This window comes from Vogesella perlucida, assembly GCF_979366545.1.
On record NZ_CEETRO010000006.1, the window covers coordinates 47172 to 67822 of the forward strand.

Below are 20651 nucleotides of genomic sequence, written 5' to 3' on the forward strand. Positions count from 1 at the left end.
TACCGCATCCGGCCCCTGCCTGTCAGTGCCGACACCTGTTGCACCGGTGAAACGCTACATTGCAATTTTTAACTATTATTGCAAGCAGTGTGCGGTGTAGCTTATTTATGCCGCCGGGCAACCGCGTCGTGCTGCTGGCCGACCGCTGCTTGCCTGAATGGGCGGCAAGGTGCAGATCAATCCAACACAAAGGGCCTGACATGACAACCACAGTCAACGAACTGAGCAAAGCACCCACCCCCGATCGTGCTGAGGAAAATGCCTTTTTCCCCTCGCCGTACTCGCTAAGCCTGTACACCGCCCCCAAAACCGACTTTGACGGTACCGTCTATCCGCAGCCCTACACCGGCAAAAAGTGGAAAGTGCTGATGGTGGCCACCGATGAGCGCTATGTGTTGATGCAGAACGGCACCATGTTTTCCACCGGCAACCACCCGGTGGAAACGCTGTTGCCGATGTATCACCTGGACAGTGCCGGTTTCGATATCGAGGTAGCCACCCTGTCTGGCAACCCGGTGAAGTTTGAAATGTGGGCCATGCCGGCAGAAGACGAGACAGTGAAAGCCACGTACCAGAAGTACCGCGCCCAGTTCAAGCAGCCGCGCAAGCTGTCTGATGTGATGGCAGAAAACCTGCACGCCGATTCGCCGTATATCGCGGTGTTTGTGCCGGGCGGTCACGGCTCGCTGGTGGGCATTCCGGACAGCCTGGAAGTGAAAGCACTGCTGCAGTGGGCGATGGCCAAAGACAAGTACGTGATCACGTTGTGCCATGGCCCTGCCTGTATGCTGGCACCGGCGCTGGGCGAAAGCGCCGACAATTATCTCTACAAGGGCTACAAGATCTGCGTGTTCCCCGACGCGCTGGACCAAGGCGCCAACGTGGATATCGGCTACATGCCTGGCCAGTTGCGCTGGCCGTTGGCTGCGCGCTTGGCCGAGTTGGGCGTGGAAGTGCTGAACGAAGGCATCAGCGGCCAGTGTTACCAGGACCGCAAGCTGATTACCGGCGACAGCCCGCTGGCGGCCAATAACTTGGGCAAACTGGCGGCGCAGGCATTGCTGGCCGAGGTGGCAAAAGCCTGAACCCTGTTGCCTTGAACGATGCGGCCAACCTTGTCACGCAAGGTTGGCCGCATGGTTTTTCAGGTGGGCGGAATCAGAACGTATCGCCCGGTACCCGTACCCAGCCTTCCATCAGGATGCGCGCGCTTCGGCTCATGATGGCCTTGGTCACTTTCCACTGGCCGTTGTCCTGCACCGCTTCGGCGCCCACGCGCAGCGTGCCGGACGGGTGGCCAAAGCGCACCGCCTCGCGCGCGCCGCCACCGGCCGCTTGGTTCACTAGCGTGCCGGGGATGGCCGCGGCGGTGCCGATGGCTACCGCGCAGGTGCCCATCATCGCGTGGTGCAGCTTGCCCATCGACAGCGCCCGCACCAGCAGGTCCACATCGCCGGCGGCAATGGTTTTGCCGCTGGATGCGGTGTAGTCCTGCGGCGGTGCCACAAAGGCAATCTTGGGCGTGTGCTGGCGGTTGGCGGCTTCTTCCGGTGTCTTGATCAGCCCCATGCGTAGCGCGCCGGCCACGCGAATGGCTTCGAAGCGCTGCAGCGCGGCGGCGTCGCTGTTGATATGCTCGCGCAGCTCGGTGCCGCTATAGCCGATATCTGCCGCGTTGACGAACACGGTGGGGATGCCGGCGCTGATCAGCGTAGCGGGCAGGGTGCCGATGCCGGGCACGTCCAGCGCATCTACCAGGTTGCCGGTGGGGAACATCGCGCCGTCGTCGCCATCGTCCGACGGCTCGAGGAACTCCAGCACGATTTCGGCGGCCGGGAAGGTCACGCCGTCCAGCTCGAAATCGCCGGTTTCCTGCACTTGGCCGTGGCTTACCGGTACGTGGGCAATAATGGTTTTGCGGATGTTGGCCTGCCAGATGCGCACGGTGCAAACGCCGTCTTGCGGCACGCGCTCGGGGGCCACCAGGCCAGCGTGGATGGCAAAGGCGCCGGCGGCGGTGGACAGGTTGCCGCAGTTGCCGCTCCAGTCCACAAACGGCTTGTCTATCGACACCTGGCCGTACAGGTAGTCCACGTCGTGGTCAGGCACAGTGCTTTTGCTCAGGATCACGCACTTACTGGTGCTGGAGGTGGCCCCGCCCATGCCGTCGATATGGGCGCTGTACGGGTCGGGGCTGCCGATGACGCGCATGAACAGCGCATCGCGTGCTGCGCCGGGTTGCTGGCAGGCGGCGGGCAGGTCTTGCAGGCGGAAGAATACGCCCTTGCTGGTGCCGCCACGGATATAGGTGGCGGGAATACGGATTTGTGCCGGGTGACTCATGCGGATGCGTCCTTTCTGGTCTGGTCTGGCAGCGCCTGCCAGATGGCGGCCAGTGCGGTATCGGGTTGCTGCAGTATGTTGTTGTTCCAGAAGCGCAGCACACGGTAGCCCTGTGCCTGCAGCCAGGCATCGCGTTGCTGGTCGTGCGCGTTGCCCAGGTGCTGCCCGCCGTCTGCTTCGATAACCAGCCGGGCTTGCAGGTGGACGAAGTCTACGATGTAAGGCCCGATCGGGTGTTTCCGGCGAAATTTGTGGCCATCCAGCCGGCGGTTGCGCAGGTGGTGCCACAGCAGCTGCTCGGCGTTGGTCATGCGCTGGCGTAGCTGCCGCGCGTGCTGATTGGCCGCCATGCGCTGCTCCCTTCGTTTGTTACCTTGTGCTGTTTGCCCCTCACCCTAACCCCTCTCCCCGCTGGGGCGAGAGGCTTTGGTGGTATAGGTGCGGTTTTGGTCTTAGCCAATGCTGTGCATGGCGATTGCGGCCAACCTTGCGCCCAGTCACCCCTCACCCGCGGGCGGGAGAGGGGCCGGGGGTGAGGGTGCGTTAGGCTGCGCCCGCCAGGAAGTCCTGAGCAAAGCGCTGCAGCACGCCGCCGGCCTGGTAGACGCTCACTTCGGCGGCGGTATCGAGGCGGCAGGTTACCGCCACCTCCACGCTGCTGCCGTCACGGCGCTGTACCACCAGCGTCAAGTCGCAGCGTGGTGCCAGCTCGCCCTGGATGTCGTAGGTTTCGGTGCCGTCCAGGCCCAGCGTCAGCCGCGTGGTACCGGGTTTGAACTCCACCGGCAACACGCCCATGCCGATCAGGTTGGTGCGGTGGATGCGCTCGAAGCCTTCGGCCACGATCACTTCCACCCCCGCCAGGCGCACGCCTTTGGCGGCCCAGTCGCGCGAGCTACCCTGGCCGTAGTCGGCACCGGCCACGATGATCAGCGGTTGTTTGCGTGCCATATAGGTTTCGATGGCTTCCCACATGCGCATCACTTTGCCTTCCGGCTCGACGCGGGCCAGCGAGCCCTTTTTCACTGCACCGTCTACCACAGCCATTTCGTTCACCAGCTGCGGGTTGGCAAAGGTGGCGCGCATGGCGGTGAGGTGGTCGCCGCGGTGGGTGGCGTAGCTGTTGAAGTCCTCTTCTGGTAGGCCCATCTTGGCCAGGTATTCGCCGGCAGCAGAGCTGGCCAGAATGGCGTTGGACGGCGACAGGTGGTCGGTGGTGATGTTGTCCGGCAGTACCGCCAGCGGGCGCATGCCTTTCAGCGTGCGCGGGTTGGCCGCCAGCGCACCCATGCCTTCGGTGTCCCAGTACGGCGGGCGGCGGATGTAGGTGGACATCGGGCGCCACTGGTACAGCGGGCTGTCGGCTTGCTGTGCTTCGCCCAGGTCGAACATCGGGATGTACACCTGTTTGAACTGCTCGGGCTTCACGCTGGCCGCGACGATAGCGTCGATCTCCTCGTCCGACGGCCACAGGTCTTGCAGGCGGATCTCGCGGCCGTCTACCACGGCCAGCACGTCCTGCTCGATGTCGAAGCGCACGGTGCCGGCCAGCGCGTAGGCCACTACCAGCGGCGGCGACGCCAGGAAGGCTTGCTTGGCGTAGGGGTGGATGCGGCCGTCGAAGTTGCGGTTGCCGGACAGCACGGCGGTGGCGTACAGGTCGCGGTCGATGATTTCTTGCTGGATGGCCGGGTCCAGCGCGCCGGACATGCCGTTACAGGTGGTGCAGGCGTAGGCGACGATGCCGAAGCCCAGTTGTTCCAGCTCCGGCAGCAGGCCGGCGTCTTCCAGGTACAGCTTGGCTACCTTGGAACCCGGCGCAAACGAGGTTTTCACCCACGGCTTGCGGGCCAGGCCCAGCGCGTTGGCTTTCTTGGCCAGCAAGCCGGCGGCCACCACGTTGCGCGGGTTGCTGGTGTTGGTGCAGCTGGTGATGGCGGCAATGATCACCGCGCCGTCCGGCAGTTGGCCGCGGGCTTCTTCGTCGCGGGCTGCGGCCAGCTTGGCGGCGTCGGCAATGCCGCGCTCGGCCAGCGCCGACGTAGGCAGGCGTTTGTGCGGGTTGGACGGACCGGCCATATTGCGCACCACGCCGGACAGGTCAAAGCGCAGCACGCGCGGGTATTGCGCGGTTTTCAGGTCATCGGCCCACAGCCCGGTGTGGCGGGCGTAGTTTTCGACCAGCGCTACCTGTTCCGGCTCGCGGCCGGTGAGCTTCAGGTAGGTAATGGTCTGCTCGTCGATGTAGAACATGGCGGCGGTGGCGCCGTATTCCGGGCACATATTGGCGATGGTGGCACGGTCGCCGATGGACAGGCTGTTGGCGCCTGCGCCAAAGAACTCTACCCAGGCACCCACGACGCGCTCTTTGCGCAGGAACTCGGTCAGCGCCAGCACGATGTCGGTGGCGGTAATGCCGGGTTGGCGCTGGCCGGTCAGCTCTACGCCCACGATATCGGGCAGGCGCATCATGGATGGGTGGCCCAGCATCACGGTTTCGGCTTCCAGGCCGCCGACGCCGATGGCGATCACGCCCAGCGCGTCCACGTGCGGGGTGTGGCTGTCGGTGCCGACACAGGTGTCGGGGAAGGCCACGCCGTCGCGCAGCTGGATCACCGGCGACATTTTTTCCAGGTTGATCTGGTGCATGATGCCGTTGCCGGCCGGGATCACGTCTACGTTCTTGAACGCAGTGCGCGTCCAGTTAATAAAGTGGAAGCGGTCTTCGTTACGGCGCTCTTCGATGGCGCGGTTTTTCTCGAAGGCCTGCGGGTCAAACCCGCCGCACTCTACCGCCAGCGAGTGATCCACGATGAGCTGGGTGGGCACCACCGGGTTCACCTGGGACGGGTCGCCGCCCTGGTCGGCAATAGCGTCGCGCAGGCCGGCCAGGTCCACCAGGGCAGTTTGGCCCAGGATGTCGTGGCACACCACGCGCGCCGGGTACCAGGGGAAGTCCAGGTCCTGGCGGCGTTCGATCAATTGGGTTAGCGCATCGGTCAGCTGCGCGGGTTCGCAGCGGCGCACCAGCTGTTCGGCCAGTACGCGGGAAACATAGGGCAGGGTGGCGTAGGCGCCGGGGGCGATGGCGTCTACGGCAGCACGGGTGTCGAAGTAGTCGGCCGGGCTGCCGGGCAGCGGTTTGCGGTATTGGCTATTCATGGCGGTTTTTACCGGCAATGTTTTGGAGGGTGTGTTTCGTGGCTGCAGCATTCACCGCAACCACGAAAATTCAAAAGCTTTTTTGCCACGATAACCACGAAAAGCACGAAAACAAAAACTAACGTTGAGTGCTTATCCGTTTGGTGGTGTGCGTGCTACTTCTGGCCACGAACCCCACGCAAAAACATAGAAGCGTCATGCCCAAGTATCCAGATGGCCGAGCATGGAGATGCCGACCTCCGGATATTCAGGTCTTTTTCGTGTTGTTTGGTGGTTTTCGTGGCCAAGTTTCCCGTAGTTTCCGTGGCTGGCAGTCGTTAGCGCTGGGCCAGCGGTACGAAGGCCTGGTCTTCCGGGCCGGTGTAGTTGGCCGACGGGCGGATGATCTTGCCGTCGATGCGCTGCTCGATCACGTGGGCGCTCCAGCCGCTGGTGCGGGCGATGACGAACAGCGGCGTGAACATGGCGGTAGGCACGCCCATCATGTGGTAGCTCACGGCCGAAAACCAGTCCAGGTTGGGGAACATTTTCTTGATGTCCCACATCACCGATTCCAGGCGCTCGGCAATGTCGAACATCTTGGTGTCGCCGGCGGTTTTGGACAGTTCGTGCGCCACTTCCTTGATGACTTTGTTGCGCGGGTCACTGATGGTGTACACCGGGTGGCCAAAACCGATCACTACTTCTTTACGCTCCACGCGGGCGCGAATGTCGGCCTCGGCTTCGTCCGGGCTTTCGTAGCGCTTTTGTACTTCGAATGCCACTTCGTTGGCGCCGCCGTGTTTCGGGCCGCGCAGTGCGCCGATGGCGCCGGTAATGGCGCTGTGCATGTCGGAGCCGGTGCCGGCGATGACGCGAGCGGTAAAGGTGGAGGCGTTGAATTCGTGCTCGGCGTACAGGTTGAGCGAGGTGTGCATGGCGCGTACCCATTGCTCGGACGGCTTTTCACCATGCAGCAGGTGCAGGAAGTGGCCGCCGATGCTGTCGTCGTCGGTTTCTACCTCGATACGCTTGCCATTGTGGCTGAAGTGGTACCAGTACAGCAGCATCGAGCCCAGGCTGGCCATCAGACGGTCGGCAATGTCACGCGCACCGGCGATGTTGTGGTCGTCTTTTTCTGGCAGGGCGCAACCCAGGGCCGATACGCCGCTGCGCATCACGTCCATCGGGTGGGCGTTGGCCGGCAGGGCTTCCAGCACGGCTTTTACCGAGGCAGGCAGGCCACGCAGGCTCTTGAGCTTTTTCTTGTAGCCGGCCAGTTCGGCACGATTGGGCAGCTTGCCATGCACCAGCAGGTAGGCGACTTCTTCGAATTCGGCCTGGGCGGCCAGGTCCAGAATGTCGTAGCCACGGTAGTGCAGGTCGTTGCCGCTGCGGCCAACGGTACACAGGGCAGTATTGCCAGCGGCGACGCCGGACAGGGCGACGGATTTTTTCGGTTTGCCAATCACTACTTCACTCATGCCACTTCTCCTTTGTGCTGCCGTACCCGCGGGCGGGAGGCCTGCTGTGTCATTGCGGCGCGGCCGCGAACGTGAATAGGGGGGGCAGGGCTGACCAGGCTCTCTGTGTTATGTGTGGCGTGCGGCCAACCCTGCAAAACGTGATTTATTTGTTTTTGCCTTCGGCAAACAGTGCGTCCAGCTTTTGTTCGTAGCTGTGGTAGCCCAGGTGCTCGTACAGATCCATGCGGGTCTGCATGGTGTCCACCACGTTTTTCTGGCTGCCGTCGCGGCGGATGGCGCCGTACACGTTTAGTGCAGCCTGGCTCATGGCGCGGAAGGCCGACAGCGGGTACAGCACCAGACCTACGCCATTGGCGCCCAGTTCTTCGGTGGTGTAGAGCGGGGTGGCGCCAAACTCGGTGATGTTGGCCAGAATCGGCACCTTCACCGCCTCGGCAAACTGTTTGTACATGGCCAGGTCGGTAATGGCTTCCGGGAAGATCATGTCGGCGCCGGCTTCTACGCAGGCCACGGCGCGCTCGATGGCGGCGTCCAGACCTTCTACGGCCAATGCGTCGGTGCGGGCCATGATCACCATGCCGTTTTTGCGGGCGTCAGTGGCGGCCTTGATGCGGTCGACCATTTCTTCCTGGCTGACAATGGCTTTGTTCGGGCGGTGGCCGCAGCGCTTTTGTTGTACCTGGTCTTCGATGTGCACGGCGGCAGCGCCGGCTTTTTCCAGGTGGCGCACGGCTCGGGCAATGTTGAACGCGCCGCCCCAGCCGGTGTCGATGTCTACCAGTAGCGGCAGCTCGGTGGCGTCGGTAATGCGGCGCACGTCGATCAGCACGTCTTCCAGTGTGGTAATGCCCAGGTCAGGAATGCCGCAGGAGCAGGCGGCTACGCCGCCGCCGGACAGGTACAGTGCCTTGAAGCCGCTATGTTCGGCCAGGCGTGCGGCATAGGCGTTAACCGCGCCGACTACTTGCAGGGGTTTTTCTTGGGCTACCGCATCGCGGAAGCGTTGACCGGGTGTCGTCATCTGGCGTCTCCTGCCTGTGTTCTGGGGTACTTGCGTGGCATTCTAGCAAGTGCTTGGTTTTTTTGTAAGCGTTTTCTATCTGGTTGTTTGTCCGGGCGCGACAGTGTGGCACCTTTGCCTGCCACATCTTGAAACACAGCCGTCAGGGCGCATCTGCTATACAGCCTGCTGCTTGCGTGTGCCTGTTTACGGGCAGGTGAACTTATTTTGACGAGGGCCGGTCATAGCATTGCCTTGCATCGGCGCGAGCCGGCACTAAACAAAACCAAGCAGGGCGAATCAGGGAGAATTTGATAACGATGAGTGATCGTGAGCTCGACCAGCAGCTGGTGGAGAGGGCGCAGCGTGGTGAAAAGCGCGCTTTCGACTTGCTGGTGTCGAAGTATCAGCGGCGATTGTCGCGCCTGTTGTCGCGCTTCATTCGTGACTCGGCCGATATCGAAGACGTGACGCAAGAGGCTTTTGTCAAAGCTTATCGTGCGCTGCCTTCGTTTCGTGGCGAGAGTGCTTTTTACACATGGCTTTACCGTATTGGCATCAATACGGCCAAGAATTTCCTGACCTCTGCTGGCCGCCGGCCAGTGGTTAGCGCGGAGTTCGAGGATGAGGATGGTGAGAGTCTGGATATGGCAAGCCAGATACCGGACCACCACACCCCGGAAGCCGAGATGATGAATCAGCAGATACTCTCTGCCGTGAATGCGGCGGTAGAGCGTTTGCCTGAGGAGCTGCGCACGGCCATCAGCCTGCGCGAAATGGAAGGGCTGAGCTATGAGGAAATTGCCAGCGCAATGAATTGCCCGATAGGCACGGTGCGCTCACGGATTTTCCGTGCGCGTGAAGCAATCGCGACCGAGTTGCGTCCTTTGCTGGATACAGCCAAGAACAAAAGATGGTGAGCAGATTATGAAAGAAACCCTTTCTTCCCTGATGGATGGCGAGCTGAGCGACAAGGACGCCGCTCAGGCCATGCACATGCTGGGTAACGATGACCAGCTGAAAGCTGCCTGGCAGGAATACCACCTGATCGGCGACGCACTGCGTGGCAATGCCTTGTTGCAGGTAGACGTGCGCGAGCAGGTGTCGCAGGCACTGCAAGCCGAACCTACGGTGCTGGCCCCGCGCAATCTGGTGCAAAAACGCAGCCGTCCGGTGGCGCGCCTTGCGTTGGCTGCGTCAGTGGCCATGGCCGGGGTAGTGGGCTGGTATAGCTGGCAGGGCCAGCAAGCCAGCGACCCGGCACTGATGGCGCAAGCCGTGCCGACGCCTGGTGCCCAGGTGCAGGTGGTCAATACGGTCAATGCGGCCAACCAGTCTTACCTGGATGCACACCAGGATATCAGTCTGAGCGATGGCCTGGCCCGTGCCAGCCTGGTGGAACCTGCGGCGAAAGGTCTGCACTGATGCGCGTAATAGCAGCCTGTGTTGTAGCAGCCTTGCCCCTGGCCGCCCTGGCGGATGACGACTGGGCTTTGCTGGACAAAGCCGCCGAGGCGGCAGTCAACCTGCCGTTAAGCGCTACTTATATGCACCAGCTGGGTAGCGAGCTGGAAACCTTCCGCCTGCAGCGTGCCGTGGACGCGGGCGTGGTGCGCGAGCGCCGCGAATCACTGGATGGCATGCCGCGCGAGATCGTGCGCGTAGGCAACGAGCTGACCTGTTACGCGCCGGATGCCAAGGCGCTCAGTGCGGCCAAGCTCAGTGCCATCAAGCTGTTTCCTGCCTTGCTGCCGGATCACACCGAAGAGCTGGCGCAGGGTTACCAGCTGGTGCGCGGCGGTATGGATCGCGTGGCGCAGAAGGACTGCCAGTGGCTTACGCTCAAGCCTAGGGATGCGGCATCGCGTTATACCCAGCGTTTCTGTATTGACCCGCAAAGTGCACTGCCACTGAAAGTTGTCACGGCAACGGGCAAGGGCGAGGTGGTCGAGCAGTTTGCCTTTACCGAGCTGCAGCTACAGCCACCCAAGGACAAAACCCAGCTCAAGCCGCGCTACAAGCAAAGCCTGGTGCTGGGTAAGGTAGGCGGCGTGCAGCAAGGCATGCAGCCCGTGCACGACATCAAAGGCTTGCCCAGTGGCTTTCGCATGGTGCGCTTTGTGAATCGCCCCCTGCCAGGCCATGAAAAAGCCGTGCAGCACTACGTGTTCTCCGATGGCTTTGCCAAAGTGTCGCTGTTTGTCGAAGCCGCCACTGGCGAGGGGGTAAATCAGACGGCGGCCACTGCGGCCAACGGTATCGGCGTGGCATCACGTCAGAGCGGCGACATGCTGCTGACTGTGGTAGGTGATTTGCCCGAGGCTGGCTTGCAGTCCGTGCTCAAAAATATCCGCCTGACTGCCAAGTAAATGATAGAAACCGAAGCGCGCGTGCTATCTGTGGAACCCGGTTTTGCCTGGGTAGCACCACGGCCGCACGCCCCCTGCGGGCAGTGCCACCCGGTACATGGTTGCCGCTCTTTGCAGATGGCGCGCTTGTTCTCCCTGCGCGAGCCGCGCTTTCGTGTGCTGGACCCACTGGGCGTAGCGCCTGGCCAGCAGGTCAATATTGCGGTGCCGGAATCCGGCATGCTGCGCAGCGCCGGCTTGCTGTATGGCTTGCCGGTACTGGCGCTGATTGGCGGTGCTGTACTGGGTAGCCGTTATGGTGATGCCATCGCCGCGTTGCTGGCGCTGGTTTGCCTGTTGTTCACTTTGGGCTGTGTGCATGTTTATGCACGGCGTTTGGCGGGGGATGCCCGCTATCAGCCGCATATTGCCAGCCTTGTCGATGTTCAGACTGTTTCCATGGAGTTTGTCAAAACATGCCGATCAAGAAGCTGATTGTCTCTTCCATGATGGTAGCCGGCCTGCTGGGTGGCTCTGCGCCGCTGATGGCGGCCCCGCAACTGGCCTTGCCGGATTTCACCCAGCTGGTGGAAAACCAGGGCCGCGCCGTGGTTAATATCCGCACCGTGCAAACCGTGCGCGAAGTAGTACGCAACGTGCCGGAAGGCATGGAAAACGACCCGTTTGCCGAATTTTTCCGCCGCTTTGCCCCGCCGCAGCTGCGCGAATACCGTACTGGCGGCATGGGCTCCGGCTTTATCCTGTCTGCCGATGGTTACGTGCTGACCAATGCCCACGTAATTGCCGACGCCGACGAAATGATTGTCACGCTAAACGACAAGCGTGAGTACAAAGCCAAAGTCGTGGGCTCTGATGCCCGCACCGACGTGGCCTTGCTGAAGATCGACGCCGCAGATCTGCCCTTTGTGAAACTAGGTAAGGTAGACCAGCTGAAGGTCGGCGAATGGGTGCTGGCTATCGGCTCGCCGTTCGGTTTTGACAATACCGTTACCTCCGGCATCGTGTCGGCCAAGGGGCGCCACCTGCCGGATGAATCCTACGTACCGTTCATCCAGACCGACGCCGCGGTGAATCCGGGTAACTCGGGTGGCCCGCTGTTTAACCTGAAGGGCGAGGTGGTCGGGATCAACTCGCAAATCTACAGCCGTTCTGGCGGTTTCATGGGCATTTCTTTTGCCATTCCGGTAGATGTGGCGCTGGATGTGGCCGAGCAGCTCAAAAAACACGGCAAGGTGAACCGTAGCCGTATTGGTGTTTCCATTCAGGATGTGTCCAAAGAGTTGGCCGCATCCTTTGGTCTGCAAGGTGCGCAAGGCGCGCTGATTACCCTGGTAGAAAAAGACGGCCCGGCTGCCAAGGCCGGTGTGCGTGCCGGTGACGTGGTACTGCAGGTGGGCGGCAAGGCGGTGGAAAGCAGTGAAGACCTGCCGCGCCTGCTGGGTAGCGTACAGCCCGGTAGCAAGGTAGAGCTGGGCGTGTGGCGTGGCCGTGCGCTGGTCAAAGCCACTGTGATCACTGCTGAAATGCAGGACGAAGACCCGCGTACCGCCGAGCGTGCCTACAAAGGCAAGCAGGAAGGTGCCCAGGACGAAGTGGGCACCAGTACCGGTCTGGCACTGCAGGCCGTGGCACCGGCATTGCTGCAAAAGCTGGGTGTGAAGTTCGGCCTGGCGGTGCGCAGTGCCACTGGCCCGGCATTGAAGGCCGGTCTGCAGCAGGGCGACGTGATTGTTGGCGTGGGCGGCGAAGAGCTGCAAAATGCGCGCCAGCTGGTGCAGGCTATCCAGGCGGTACCCGCTGGCGATGCCTTGGCCTTGCGTGTACTGCGTGACGGTGCGCCACTGTTTGTTGCCCTGAAACCCGAGAAGAAAACCCGTTGAAAACACTCACCTTATATTTTCGCGAGTATTGCAGCCTGTGCCACCAGATGCTGGCGCAGCTGCAGCCGCTGCAGGCACAGTACGGCTTTGATATCGATGTAATTGATGTGGATGCCGACCCGGTGCTGGAAGAACGCTACAACGAGCTGGTACCGGTTCTTGTCGATGGCGATACCGAAATCTGCCATTGGCACCTGGATGAGGCCAGGTTGGCCGCACGTTTGGCTGCACACACGGGCGAAATCGGCTAAAATCCGCGCCAGTGTTGAGTTAGCAAGGGCACATCTCGGTGCCCTTAATTTTTGCTGGATTCCGATGAAACATATCCGAAATTTTTCGATCATTGCCCATATTGACCATGGCAAATCGACCCTTGCAGACCGTTTTATCCAGTATTGCGGCGGTCTGGAAATGCGTGAAATGAGTGCGCAGGTACTCGACTCGATGGATATCGAGAAAGAACGCGGCATTACCATCAAGGCGCAAACTGCTGCCTTGCAATACAAGGCGCGTGACGGCCAGGTGTACAACCTGAACCTGATCGACACCCCGGGCCACGTGGATTTTTCCTACGAAGTATCGCGCTCGCTGTCTGCCTGCGAAGGCGCGCTGCTGGTAGTGGATGCCTCCCAGGGCGTAGAAGCGCAAACCGTGGCCAACTGCTACACCGCCATCGAGCTGGGCGTAGAAGTGGTGCCGGTGCTGAACAAGATCGACCTGCCCGCAGCCGACCCGGAGCGTGTGAGCCAGGAAATCGAAGACATTATCGGTATTGAAGCCATCGACGCCGTGCGCGCCTCGGCCAAGTCCGGCATTGGTATCGAAGACATTCTGGAAACCGTGGTCAGCAAGATTCCGGCGCCGGAGGGCGACCCGGATGCCCCGCTGAAAGCCCTGATCATCGACTCGTGGTTTGATAACTACGTCGGCGTGGTCATGCTGGTGCGCGTGATCGACGGCAAGCTCAAGCCCAAAGACAAGATCAAGTTCATGGCCACGCAGGCCGAGCACCTGTGCGAACAGGTTGGTGTGTTTACGCCGAAATCGGTACAGCGTACCGAGCTGAATGCGGGTGAAGTGGGCTTTGTGATTGCCGGTATCAAGGAATTGAAATCGGCCAAGGTGGGCGACACCATTACCTTGGCTGCCAAACCGGCCAGCGAAGCGCTGCCAGGCTTTAAAGAGGTGCAGTCGCAGGTGTTTGCCGGCCTGTATCCGGTGGAAAGCCACGACTACGAAGCCTTGCGCGATGCGCTGGAAAAACTGCAGTTGAACGATGCTTCGCTGAAATTCGAACCGGAAGTGTCGCAGGCGCTGGGCTTTGGCTTCCGCTGCGGCTTCCTGGGCCTGTTGCACCTGGAAATCGTGCAAGAGCGCCTGGAGCGCGAGTTCGACATGGACCTCATCACCACCGCGCCAACGGTGAACTACGAAGTGGTGATGAAAGACGGCGTGGTCGAGGTGGTGTCCAACCCGTCGCGCATGCCGGAAGGCGGCAAGTACGAAGAGCTGCGCGAACCCATCATTACCGCCACTATCCTGGTGCCGCAAGACTACGTGGGCTCGGTGATGACGCTGTGCAACAACAAGCGTGGCGTACAGCGCAATATGCAGTACATGGGCCGCCAGGTCATGCTGACGTACGATCTGCCAATGAACGAAGTGGTGATGGACTTCTTTGACAAGCTCAAGTCCACCAGCCGTGGTTATGCCTCGCTGGACTACGAGTTCAAAGAGTTCCAGAGCGCCGACCTGGTCAAGCTGGACGTGCTGGTAAACAGCGAAAAAGTGGATGCCCTGAGCCTCATCGTGCACCGCGCTTCCAGCGTGTACCGTGGCCGCGAGCTGGTGTCCAAGATGCGCGAGCTGATTCCGCGCCAGATGTTCGATATAGCGGTGCAGGCAGCCATCGGTGGCCACATCATCGCCCGTGAAACCGTCAAGGCCCTGCGCAAAAACGTACTGGCCAAGTGTTACGGCGGTGACATCACGCGTAAGAAAAAGCTGCTGGAAAAACAGAAGGCCGGTAAGAAGCGTATGAAACAGGTGGGTAATGTGGAGATTCCACAAGAAGCCTTCCTGGCCATTCTGCAAGTCGGGGATAAATAATGGGTTCGAATCTGGTCTGGATCTGGTCCGTGCTGGCCATTGTTGGCGTGATGCTGATCCTGTTTTCCGGCAAGGGTGCCGACGGCAAGTCAGCGTCTACCGAGTGGGGCTACCTGGCCGTGCTGGGTGGCTGCTTTGGCCTGCTGTCCGGCTACATGACCTTTTCCGCCGTGATGCTGATCATTGTGCTGGTGACCGGCAGTATCTGGGCACTGGACAAGTTCATGCTGGCACGCCGTCGCGAGCCGGGTGCCATGGTGCCGCACTACATCGACTTTCCGCGAGGGTTCTTTCCCATCATCGCGGTGGTGTTCCTGTTGCGCTCCTTCCTGGTCGAGCCATTCCAGATTCCGTCCAGCTCCATGCGCCCCGGCCTGATCGTGGGCGACTTCATCCTGGTGAACAAATTCAGCTACGGTGTGCGCGTGCCGGTACTGAATAACGTACTGGTACCAGTGGGCAAGGTAGAGCACGGCGACGTGGTAGTGTTCAACTACCCCGAAGACGAAAAAGTGAACTTCATCAAGCGCGTTATCGGTTTGCCGGGTGACGTGGTGAGCTACCGTGACAAGCAGCTCACCATTAACGGCAAGCCGGTTGAACATGTCAGCCAGGGCGAGCACCAGTACCTTGAAAAAGGCCTGATGATGGTGCAAACCCAGCAGTATCAGGAAAGTATCGAGGGTAAAACCTTCCGTACCCTGGTGGTGCCTGAGGCCCCGGCCTACATGCCGCAAGGCGTGCGCCAGTTTGCCGGCCGTGAGAACTGCGAGTATGTCGAGAACGGCTTTACCTGCAAGGTACCCGCCGGCCAGTATTTCATGATGGGCGACAACCGCGATAACAGCGAAGACAGCCGCTACTGGGGGTTTGTAGAAGACCGCCTGCTGGTAGGCAAGGCCTTCCTGGTGTGGATGAACTTTGGCGACCTGAGCCGTATCGGCAGCCGCATTCATTAAGCGAGGCAGTATGCGCAAGCAGCAAGGGTTTTCTTTACTGGTGGTGATGGCCATGGGCATCGTGGCCGCTACCGTGGTACTGATGTTTCTCAAGATCGTGCCGGTGTATTCCGAATACTATGCCGTCAAGGAAACGCTGGACGCCATGGCGCAAACCCCTGGCAAGGCAGACGACGAGCTGCGCCGCGACTTTGCCAACCGTGCGGCGGTGCAGGACATCGTATCGCTGCGTGCCGACGACCTGGTGATCGTCAGCAGCCCCACCATTATTGGCGTGGGTGCCCGCTATAGCCGCGAAGTACCGTTACGCGACCATGTGAAACTGGTCTTTGATTTTGAATACCAGGCAGGGGCACCTGTACTGAAAGACGCAAAATAAACTGTGAGCAACCAAGACAACCGTTTCCGGCGCCTGACCCAGGCGCTGGATTATTTTTTTACGCAGCCGGCGCTGTTGCGCCAGGCGCTGACGCACCGCAGCTTCGGCACGCCCAATAACGAGCGCTTCGAGTTTATCGGTGACAGCATCCTGAACTACACCGTAGCGCGCATGCTGTTCGACCGCTTTCCGCAGCTGAGCGAGGGCGAGCTGTCGCGCCTGCGTGCCAACCTGGTCAACCAGAACACCCTGGCCGAGCTGGCGCACGAGCTGAAGCTGGGCGACTACCTGTACCTGGGCGAGGGCGAGCTGAAAAGCGGCGGTTACAACCGCCCGTCCATTCTGGCGGATGCGCTGGAAGCCACCTTTGCCGCCATCAGCTTCGACGCCGACTTCATGGCTGCCGAGCAGGTAGTGCGCCGGTTGTACGCCAGCCGTGTGGCCGCCATCGACCCCACCAAACACGCCAAAGACGCCAAAACCCGCCTGCAAGAAGCCCTGCAAGCCCGTCGCCACACCTTGCCGCGCTACACCATCCTGCAGCAAAGCGGCGAGGCGCACGAGCAGAGTTTCCGCGTGCAGTGCGACCTGGCCGAGCTGTCCATCATGACTACCGGCGACGGCAATAGCCGCCGCGGTGCTGAACAGCAGGCGGCCGAAGCGGCCTTGCTGCTGCTTGAACAACATTTTGCCGCTGGCAAGAAATAAACCATGACCGATATCACACACCGCTGCGGCTTTGTGGCCATCGTAGGGCGCCCGAACGTGGGCAAATCCACCCTGATGAACCACCTGATTGGCCAGAAGATCAGCATCACCTCCAAAAAAGCGCAAACCACCCGTCACCGCGTGAACGGTATCTACACCGAGCCGGCGGCGCAGTTTGTGTTTGTCGACACCCCCGGCTTCCAGACCTTTCACAAGGGCGCGCTGAACGAAACGCTCAACAAGAGCGTAAAAGACACCCTGGGTAGCGTGGACTGTGTGCTGTTCGTGCTGGAAGCCATGCGCTTTACCGGTGCCGACCGCGAAGTCATGGCGCTGCTGCCCAAAAATACCCCGGTGATGTTGGTCATCAACAAGCTGGATAAAGCCAAAGACCGCCTGCTGCTGTCGGCCTTCATCGAAGAAGTGCGCGCCGAGTTTGAATTTGCCGACGTGGAAGTGGTTAGCGCCAAGCACGGCCAACGCCTGGCCGAGCTGCTGGACAAAGTACGCCCGCACCTGCCCGAATCGGTACCGCTGTACCCGGAAGAAATGGTCACCGACAAGAGCCAGCGCTTCCTGGCCGGCGAGATCGTGCGCGAAAAGCTGTTCCGTTACCTGGGCGAAGAGCTGCCGTACGAGATGAACGTCGAAGTAGAATCGTTCGAAGTGGACGGCAGCATGTTCCGCATCCACGTGGCCGTGCTGGTGGACAAAGAAGGGCAGAAGCCCATCGTGATTGGCCGTGGCGGCGAGAAGCTGAAAAAGATCTCTACCGAAGCGCGCCTCGACATGGAGCAGCTGTTCGACTGCAAGGTGTACCTGGAAGTCTGGGTAAAAGTGAAATCCGGCTGGGCCGACGACGTGCGCTTCCTGCGCGATTTTGGCCTGAATTAAGCCCCCGCCAAAGGTTGGCCGCATGCTAGCACGCACCCCCGCGCCGCCGTACTGGGCGGTCGTTTTCAGCAACCAGCGCACCGCCGCCGACGCGGCGGGCTACGGTGTCACCGCCGAGCACATGGTAGCGCTGGCGGCCGACCAGCCCGGCTTTCTGGGGGCCGAAAGCGCACGTGGTGCCGATGGCTTCGGCATCACCGTGTCGTACTGGCAAAGCGAGGCCGACATTGCCGCCTGGCGTGCCCACGCCGCGCACCAGCTAGCCATCGCCGCCGGTTTCGACCGCTGGTACAGCTGTTTTGCCACCCGCGTAGCCTACGTTGGACGCGACCATCTATGGGACAAGCCGCAAGCCGATGCGCCAGGTCAAGGTTGATCGCCAGCCGGCCTACGTGCTGCACACCCAGCCCTACCGTGAAACCAGCCTGCTGGTAGAGGTGCTCAGCCGCGACCATGGCCGCTTCACCCTGGTGGCGCGCGGGGCGCGCCGCCCGCGTTCCGACCTGCGCGGCCAGCTGCTGCCGTTTCAGCCCTTGCAGCTGGCCTGGTTTGGCAAAGGCGAGCTGCGCACCCTGCACACGGTAGATTGGCGCGGTGGCGTGCCACAGTTTGCCGGCCAGCGCCTGGTGTGCGGCTTTTACCTCAACGAGCTGCTGCTGCGCCTGTCGCCGCGCGACGACCCGTCCCCCGAGCTGTTCCAGCTATACGACCGCACCGTGCGCAGCATGGCCCGTGCCGATAACCTGGCCGATATCTTGCGGCGTTTCGAGCTAAGCCTGCTGGCCGTGCTGGGTTACGCGCCACCGTGCGCGGAAGACGCTGCCGGCCAGCCGGTGCAGGTGGGCAGCTACTATCTGTGCCGTTTCGGCGAGCTGCCGCAACGCGTGGCCGCACCGGACGCCAGCCCGCGCCAGCTGGTGGTGGGCGGTGACAGCTTGCTGGCGCTGGCCAGTGCCGATTTTACGCAGCCGCACAGCCGCCGCGACGTACGCGGCCTGCTGCGCCTGTATCTGGATGAACTGCTGGGGCCGGAACCACTGGCCACCCGCGAACTGTTAACCACGCTTTACGCGCTGCAAGAAGACAGCGCCCCCAGCCGGAGACCATCATGATTCTGCTAGGCGTCAATATCGACCACGTTGCCACCCTGCGCCAGGCGCGTGGTACCCGTTTCCCCAGCCCGATCGAAGCCGCCCTGGTGGCCGAAACCAGCGGGGCCGACCTGATTACCCTGCACCTGCGCGAAGACCGCCGCCATATCCAGGACCACGACGTGGACGCCATGCGCGCCACCATCAAGACACGCATGAACCTGGAAATGGCGCTGACCGACGAAATGCTGGCCAACGCGCTGCGTGTCAAGCCGGAAGACGTGTGCCTGGTGCCGGAAAAGCGCGAGGAAGTCACCACCGAAGGCGGCCTGGACGTGATCCGCTACTTTGACGAAGTGCGCGAGTTCACCCGCCAGCTCACCGAGGCCGGCATCCGCGTGTCCATCTTCATCGACCCGGACGTGAAGCAGATCCAAGCCGCCTGGGATGCTGGCGCCCGCGTGATCGAGCTGCACACTGGTGCCTACGCCCACGCCGATTTCCAGCACGACGCGCAGCAGGCCGAGCTGGCACGCATCCGCGAAGCGGCCGTGTTTGGTGACCATCTGGGCATGGTGGTGAACGCCGGCCACGGCCTGAACTATCACAATGTGAAGCCGATCGCCGCCATTCAGGAAATCGCCGAGCTCAATATCGGCCACGCGCTGGTCAGCCACGCGCTGATGGTGGGCTTTGCCAATGCCGTACGTGAAATGAAGGCGCTGATGATCGAAGGCCGCCAGGGTCTGTAATGATCTACGGTATCGGCACCGATATGGCGCGCATCGACCGCTTTCAAGCCCTGCTGGACCGCTGGGGGCTGAAGGCGGGCCGCCGTCTGCTGGCCCCGGTGGAGCAGGGCGAGCTGGCTGCTGCGGCCAACCCGGCGCGGCTGCTGGCCAAACGCTTTGCCGCCAAAGAGGCGTTGGCCAAGGCGCTGGGCACGGGCGTGCGCGCGCCGGTGCTGCTTACCGCCATCGCCATTACGCACGATGCGCTGGGCAAGCCCATGTTTGCTTACGACGATGCCTTGCACGCCTTTCTGGCCGAGCGCGGCATTGTGCGCGTGCATTTGTCCATTACCGACGAGGCCGAGCACGCGCTGGCCTTTGTGGTGTGTGAAACCGGCCTTGCGGCCAACCTTTGAGCTTGAATATGAGCACACTTACTCTGCCGCGCGGCCCGGTGATGGCCGATGTTGCCGGTTTTAGCCTGAGCGATGATGAAAAGCAGCGCCTGCGCCACCCGCTGGTGGGTGGCGTCATCCTGTTTCGCCGTAACTTTGACAGCGTGGCGCAGCTCAAGGCGCTGACCGCCGAGATCCGCGCGCTGCGCCAGCCCGAGCTGCTGATTGCTGTGGACCATGAAGGCGGCCGCGTACAGCGCTTTCTGGCCGGGTTTACCCGCCTGCCACCCATGCGTGTGCTGGGTGAGTTGTGGGATGCGCAAGGCCAGACGGTGGCAGAAACCGCCGCCGAGGAAACCGGCTACGTGCTGGCGGCCGAGCTGCGCGCCTGCGGCGTCGACCTGAGCTTTACCCCTGTGCTGGACCTGGACTGGCAGCAGTGCGCCGTGATCGGCAACCGCAGCTTTCATGGCGACCCGGCGGTGGTGATCGCCCTGGCCAGCGCGCTGCAGCGCGGCTTGGCGCGTGGTGGCATGGGCAGCTGTGGCAAGCACTTTCCCGGCCACGGTTTTGTCGAGGGCGATACCCACGTGGCCATGCCGCAAGACCTGCGCAGCCTGGACGAAATTCGCGCTGCCGACCTGCAGCCATTTGCCGCGCTGGCAGCCAGCGGGATGAAGGCAGTGATGCCGGCGCATGTGATCTACCCGCAGGTAGACAACACCTCGGCCGGTTTTTCACGCATCTGGCTGCAAGACATTTTGCGCGGCGAGCTGGGCTTTGATGGCACCATTTTCAGTGATGATCTGACCATGGAAGGCGCCGCTGGCGCCGGCGATATCGTGGCGCGTAGCGAGCGCGCCTTTGCCGCTGGCTGCGACATGGCCCTGGTGTGCAACCGCCCCGACCTGGTGGACGATCTGCTGGCCAGGTTGGCCGCACCGGCGCAGCCGCAGCTGGCCCAGCGCCTGCAAGGCATGGCCGGGCAGGGTGAGCAAGCTGCGTGGGAAAACACCGTGGCCAGCGCAGATTTTGCCGCTGTCGCCGCCAAGGTCGCAGCACTGGCTGTGCCACCGCAGCAGCTGGTAGCCGGTCCGCAGGTGGGCGAGGCGCACTAAGCGCCCACGCCGCGCCCCACAATGCACAAGGCCTGTCTGCCAACGCA

22 protein-coding genes are annotated in these 20651 nt (G+C 61.8%); 17 read left to right on the forward strand and 5 right to left on the reverse strand.

The annotated features are described in order from the left end of the window. Nucleotides 1–200: 200 nt before the first annotated feature. Nucleotides 201–1085 (forward strand): glyoxalase III HchA, encoded by an 885-nt coding sequence (hchA, locus tag ACZ9XP_RS10190; RefSeq protein ID WP_147682234.1) that lies wholly within the window; start codon nucleotides 201–203, stop codon nucleotides 1083–1085. Between the two features lie 73 nt (nucleotides 1086–1158). Here hchA and prpF read toward each other — a convergent pair whose 3' ends face one another. The 5 genes from prpF to prpB form a co-directional block, all read right to left on the reverse strand. Continuing rightward, nucleotides 1159–2343: a 2-methylaconitate cis-trans isomerase PrpF gene (gene prpF / locus ACZ9XP_RS10195; RefSeq protein WP_465188362.1), complete on the reverse strand. Its 1185-nt coding sequence runs from the start codon at nucleotides 2341–2343 to the stop codon at nucleotides 1159–1161. Further along, a complete protein-coding gene (locus ACZ9XP_RS10200) occupies nucleotides 2340–2693 on the reverse strand; it encodes a DUF559 domain-containing protein (protein ID WP_147682236.1) in 354 nt (117 codons plus the stop codon). Before ACZ9XP_RS10200 ends, prpF begins: the two co-directional genes overlap by 4 nt. A gap of 193 nt (nucleotides 2694–2886) precedes the next feature. Continuing rightward, nucleotides 2887–5505, reverse strand: coding sequence for a Fe/S-dependent 2-methylisocitrate dehydratase AcnD (gene acnD, locus ACZ9XP_RS10205; protein WP_465188363.1), 2619 nt, complete (start codon nucleotides 5503–5505; stop codon nucleotides 2887–2889). Between the two features lie 317 nt (nucleotides 5506–5822). After that, nucleotides 5823–6968 carry a bifunctional 2-methylcitrate synthase/citrate synthase gene (prpC, locus tag ACZ9XP_RS10210; RefSeq protein ID WP_147682238.1) on the reverse strand — a complete coding sequence of 382 codons (1146 nt, stop codon included), beginning with the start codon at nucleotides 6966–6968 and terminating at the stop codon, nucleotides 5823–5825. Between the two features lie 145 nt (nucleotides 6969–7113). Next, entirely contained in the window at nucleotides 7114–7992 is an 879-nt protein-coding gene (gene prpB, locus ACZ9XP_RS10215) for a methylisocitrate lyase (protein ID WP_147682239.1), read from the reverse strand. A gap of 299 nt (nucleotides 7993–8291) precedes the next feature. Between prpB and rpoE the strand changes: the two genes are divergently transcribed. The 16 genes from rpoE to nagZ all read left to right on the forward strand — a co-directional run bounded on the left by rpoE (nucleotide 8292) and on the right by nagZ (nucleotide 20604). Then, on the forward strand, nucleotides 8292–8891 hold the full coding sequence (gene rpoE / locus ACZ9XP_RS10220; RefSeq protein WP_147682240.1) for an RNA polymerase sigma factor RpoE: 600 nt from the start codon (nucleotides 8292–8294) through the stop codon (nucleotides 8889–8891). Between the two features lie 7 nt (nucleotides 8892–8898). Further along, a complete protein-coding gene (locus ACZ9XP_RS10225; RefSeq protein WP_438698997.1) occupies nucleotides 8899–9396 on the forward strand; it encodes a sigma-E factor negative regulatory protein in 498 nt (165 codons plus the stop codon). Then, the gene (locus ACZ9XP_RS10230) at nucleotides 9396–10340 is read left to right on the forward strand and encodes a MucB/RseB C-terminal domain-containing protein (protein ID WP_465188364.1); all 945 of its coding nucleotides are present in this window, start codon (nucleotides 9396–9398) and stop codon (nucleotides 10338–10340) included. Before ACZ9XP_RS10225 ends, ACZ9XP_RS10230 begins: the two co-directional genes overlap by 1 nt. Next, nucleotides 10341–10814 carry a SoxR reducing system RseC family protein gene (locus ACZ9XP_RS10235; protein ID WP_147682243.1) on the forward strand — a complete coding sequence of 158 codons (474 nt, stop codon included), beginning with the start codon at nucleotides 10341–10343 and terminating at the stop codon, nucleotides 10812–10814. Next, nucleotides 10796–12220 (forward strand): DegQ family serine endoprotease, encoded by a 1425-nt coding sequence (locus ACZ9XP_RS10240; protein ID WP_465188365.1) that lies wholly within the window; start codon nucleotides 10796–10798, stop codon nucleotides 12218–12220. The genes ACZ9XP_RS10235 and ACZ9XP_RS10240 overlap by 19 nt, the downstream gene beginning before the upstream one ends. Further along, nucleotides 12217–12471 carry a glutaredoxin family protein gene (locus ACZ9XP_RS10245; RefSeq protein ID WP_147682245.1) on the forward strand — a complete coding sequence of 85 codons (255 nt, stop codon included), beginning with the start codon at nucleotides 12217–12219 and terminating at the stop codon, nucleotides 12469–12471. Before ACZ9XP_RS10240 ends, ACZ9XP_RS10245 begins: the two co-directional genes overlap by 4 nt. Before the next feature lie 64 nt (nucleotides 12472–12535). Further along, the gene (gene lepA / locus ACZ9XP_RS10250; protein ID WP_147682246.1) at nucleotides 12536–14329 is read left to right on the forward strand and encodes a translation elongation factor 4; all 1794 of its coding nucleotides are present in this window, start codon (nucleotides 12536–12538) and stop codon (nucleotides 14327–14329) included. After that, nucleotides 14329–15288 (forward strand): signal peptidase I, encoded by a 960-nt coding sequence (gene lepB / locus ACZ9XP_RS10255; RefSeq protein WP_147682247.1) that lies wholly within the window; start codon nucleotides 14329–14331, stop codon nucleotides 15286–15288. The genes lepA and lepB overlap by 1 nt, the downstream gene beginning before the upstream one ends. A gap of 10 nt (nucleotides 15289–15298) precedes the next feature. Further along, nucleotides 15299–15667, forward strand: a complete 369-nt coding sequence (locus ACZ9XP_RS10260) for a DUF4845 domain-containing protein (protein WP_147682248.1) — start codon at nucleotides 15299–15301, stop codon at nucleotides 15665–15667. 3 nt (nucleotides 15668–15670) lie between these two features. Then, entirely contained in the window at nucleotides 15671–16375 is a 705-nt protein-coding gene (rnc, locus tag ACZ9XP_RS10265; RefSeq protein WP_147682249.1) for a ribonuclease III, read from the forward strand. A gap of 3 nt (nucleotides 16376–16378) precedes the next feature. After that, entirely contained in the window at nucleotides 16379–17269 is an 891-nt protein-coding gene (gene era, locus ACZ9XP_RS10270) for a GTPase Era (RefSeq protein WP_017509102.1), read from the forward strand. A gap of 22 nt (nucleotides 17270–17291) precedes the next feature. Beyond that, on the forward strand, nucleotides 17292–17645 hold the full coding sequence (locus ACZ9XP_RS10275) for an antibiotic biosynthesis monooxygenase family protein (protein ID WP_465188366.1): 354 nt from the start codon (nucleotides 17292–17294) through the stop codon (nucleotides 17643–17645). Next, the gene (gene recO, locus ACZ9XP_RS10280) at nucleotides 17626–18381 is read left to right on the forward strand and encodes a DNA repair protein RecO (RefSeq protein WP_147682251.1); all 756 of its coding nucleotides are present in this window, start codon (nucleotides 17626–17628) and stop codon (nucleotides 18379–18381) included. Before ACZ9XP_RS10275 ends, recO begins: the two co-directional genes overlap by 20 nt. Then, a complete protein-coding gene (gene pdxJ, locus ACZ9XP_RS10285) occupies nucleotides 18381–19112 on the forward strand; it encodes a pyridoxine 5'-phosphate synthase (RefSeq protein ID WP_206211088.1) in 732 nt (243 codons plus the stop codon). Before recO ends, pdxJ begins: the two co-directional genes overlap by 1 nt. Then, nucleotides 19112–19507 (forward strand): holo-ACP synthase, encoded by a 396-nt coding sequence (gene acpS, locus ACZ9XP_RS10290; RefSeq protein ID WP_147682253.1) that lies wholly within the window; start codon nucleotides 19112–19114, stop codon nucleotides 19505–19507. The genes pdxJ and acpS overlap by 1 nt, the downstream gene beginning before the upstream one ends. A gap of 8 nt (nucleotides 19508–19515) precedes the next feature. After that, a complete protein-coding gene (gene nagZ / locus ACZ9XP_RS10295) occupies nucleotides 19516–20604 on the forward strand; it encodes a beta-N-acetylhexosaminidase (protein WP_170253462.1) in 1089 nt (362 codons plus the stop codon). The last annotated feature ends 47 nt before the right edge of the window (nucleotides 20605–20651 follow it).

Bases quoted from the DNA above. Each gene is read 5' to 3' on its own strand.
- lepB (WP_147682247.1), top strand. From the start codon at position 14,329: ATGGGTTCGAATCTGGTCTGGATCTGGTCCGTGCTGGCCATTGTTGGC.
- ACZ9XP_RS10200 (WP_147682236.1), bottom strand. From the start codon at position 2,693: ATGGCGGCCAATCAGCACGCGCGGCAGCTACGCCAGCGCATGACCAAC.
- acnD (WP_465188363.1), bottom strand. From the start codon at position 5,505: ATGAATAGCCAATACCGCAAACCGCTGCCCGGCAGCCCGGCCGACTAC.
- nagZ (WP_170253462.1), top strand. From the start codon at position 19,516: ATGAGCACACTTACTCTGCCGCGCGGCCCGGTGATGGCCGATGTTGCC.
- prpB (WP_147682239.1), bottom strand. From the start codon at position 7,992: ATGACGACACCCGGTCAACGCTTCCGCGATGCGGTAGCCCAAGAAAAA.
- hchA (WP_147682234.1), top strand. From the start codon at position 201: ATGACAACCACAGTCAACGAACTGAGCAAAGCACCCACCCCCGATCGT.
- ACZ9XP_RS10260 (WP_147682248.1), top strand. From the start codon at position 15,299: ATGCGCAAGCAGCAAGGGTTTTCTTTACTGGTGGTGATGGCCATGGGC.
- rpoE (WP_147682240.1), top strand. From the start codon at position 8,292: ATGAGTGATCGTGAGCTCGACCAGCAGCTGGTGGAGAGGGCGCAGCGT.
- prpC (WP_147682238.1), bottom strand. From the start codon at position 6,968: ATGAGTGAAGTAGTGATTGGCAAACCGAAAAAATCCGTCGCCCTGTCC.
- acpS (WP_147682253.1), top strand. From the start codon at position 19,112: ATGATCTACGGTATCGGCACCGATATGGCGCGCATCGACCGCTTTCAA.
- recO (WP_147682251.1), top strand. From the start codon at position 17,626: ATGCGCCAGGTCAAGGTTGATCGCCAGCCGGCCTACGTGCTGCACACC.
- lepA (WP_147682246.1), top strand. From the start codon at position 12,536: ATGAAACATATCCGAAATTTTTCGATCATTGCCCATATTGACCATGGC.
- ACZ9XP_RS10235 (WP_147682243.1), top strand. From the start codon at position 10,341: ATGATAGAAACCGAAGCGCGCGTGCTATCTGTGGAACCCGGTTTTGCC.
- prpF (WP_465188362.1), bottom strand. From the start codon at position 2,343: ATGAGTCACCCGGCACAAATCCGTATTCCCGCCACCTATATCCGTGGC.
- ACZ9XP_RS10225 (WP_438698997.1), top strand. From the start codon at position 8,899: ATGAAAGAAACCCTTTCTTCCCTGATGGATGGCGAGCTGAGCGACAAG.
- era (WP_017509102.1), top strand. From the start codon at position 16,379: ATGACCGATATCACACACCGCTGCGGCTTTGTGGCCATCGTAGGGCGC.
- ACZ9XP_RS10230 (WP_465188364.1), top strand. From the start codon at position 9,396: ATGCGCGTAATAGCAGCCTGTGTTGTAGCAGCCTTGCCCCTGGCCGCC.
- ACZ9XP_RS10240 (WP_465188365.1), top strand. From the start codon at position 10,796: ATGCCGATCAAGAAGCTGATTGTCTCTTCCATGATGGTAGCCGGCCTG.
- ACZ9XP_RS10275 (WP_465188366.1), top strand. From the start codon at position 17,292: ATGCTAGCACGCACCCCCGCGCCGCCGTACTGGGCGGTCGTTTTCAGC.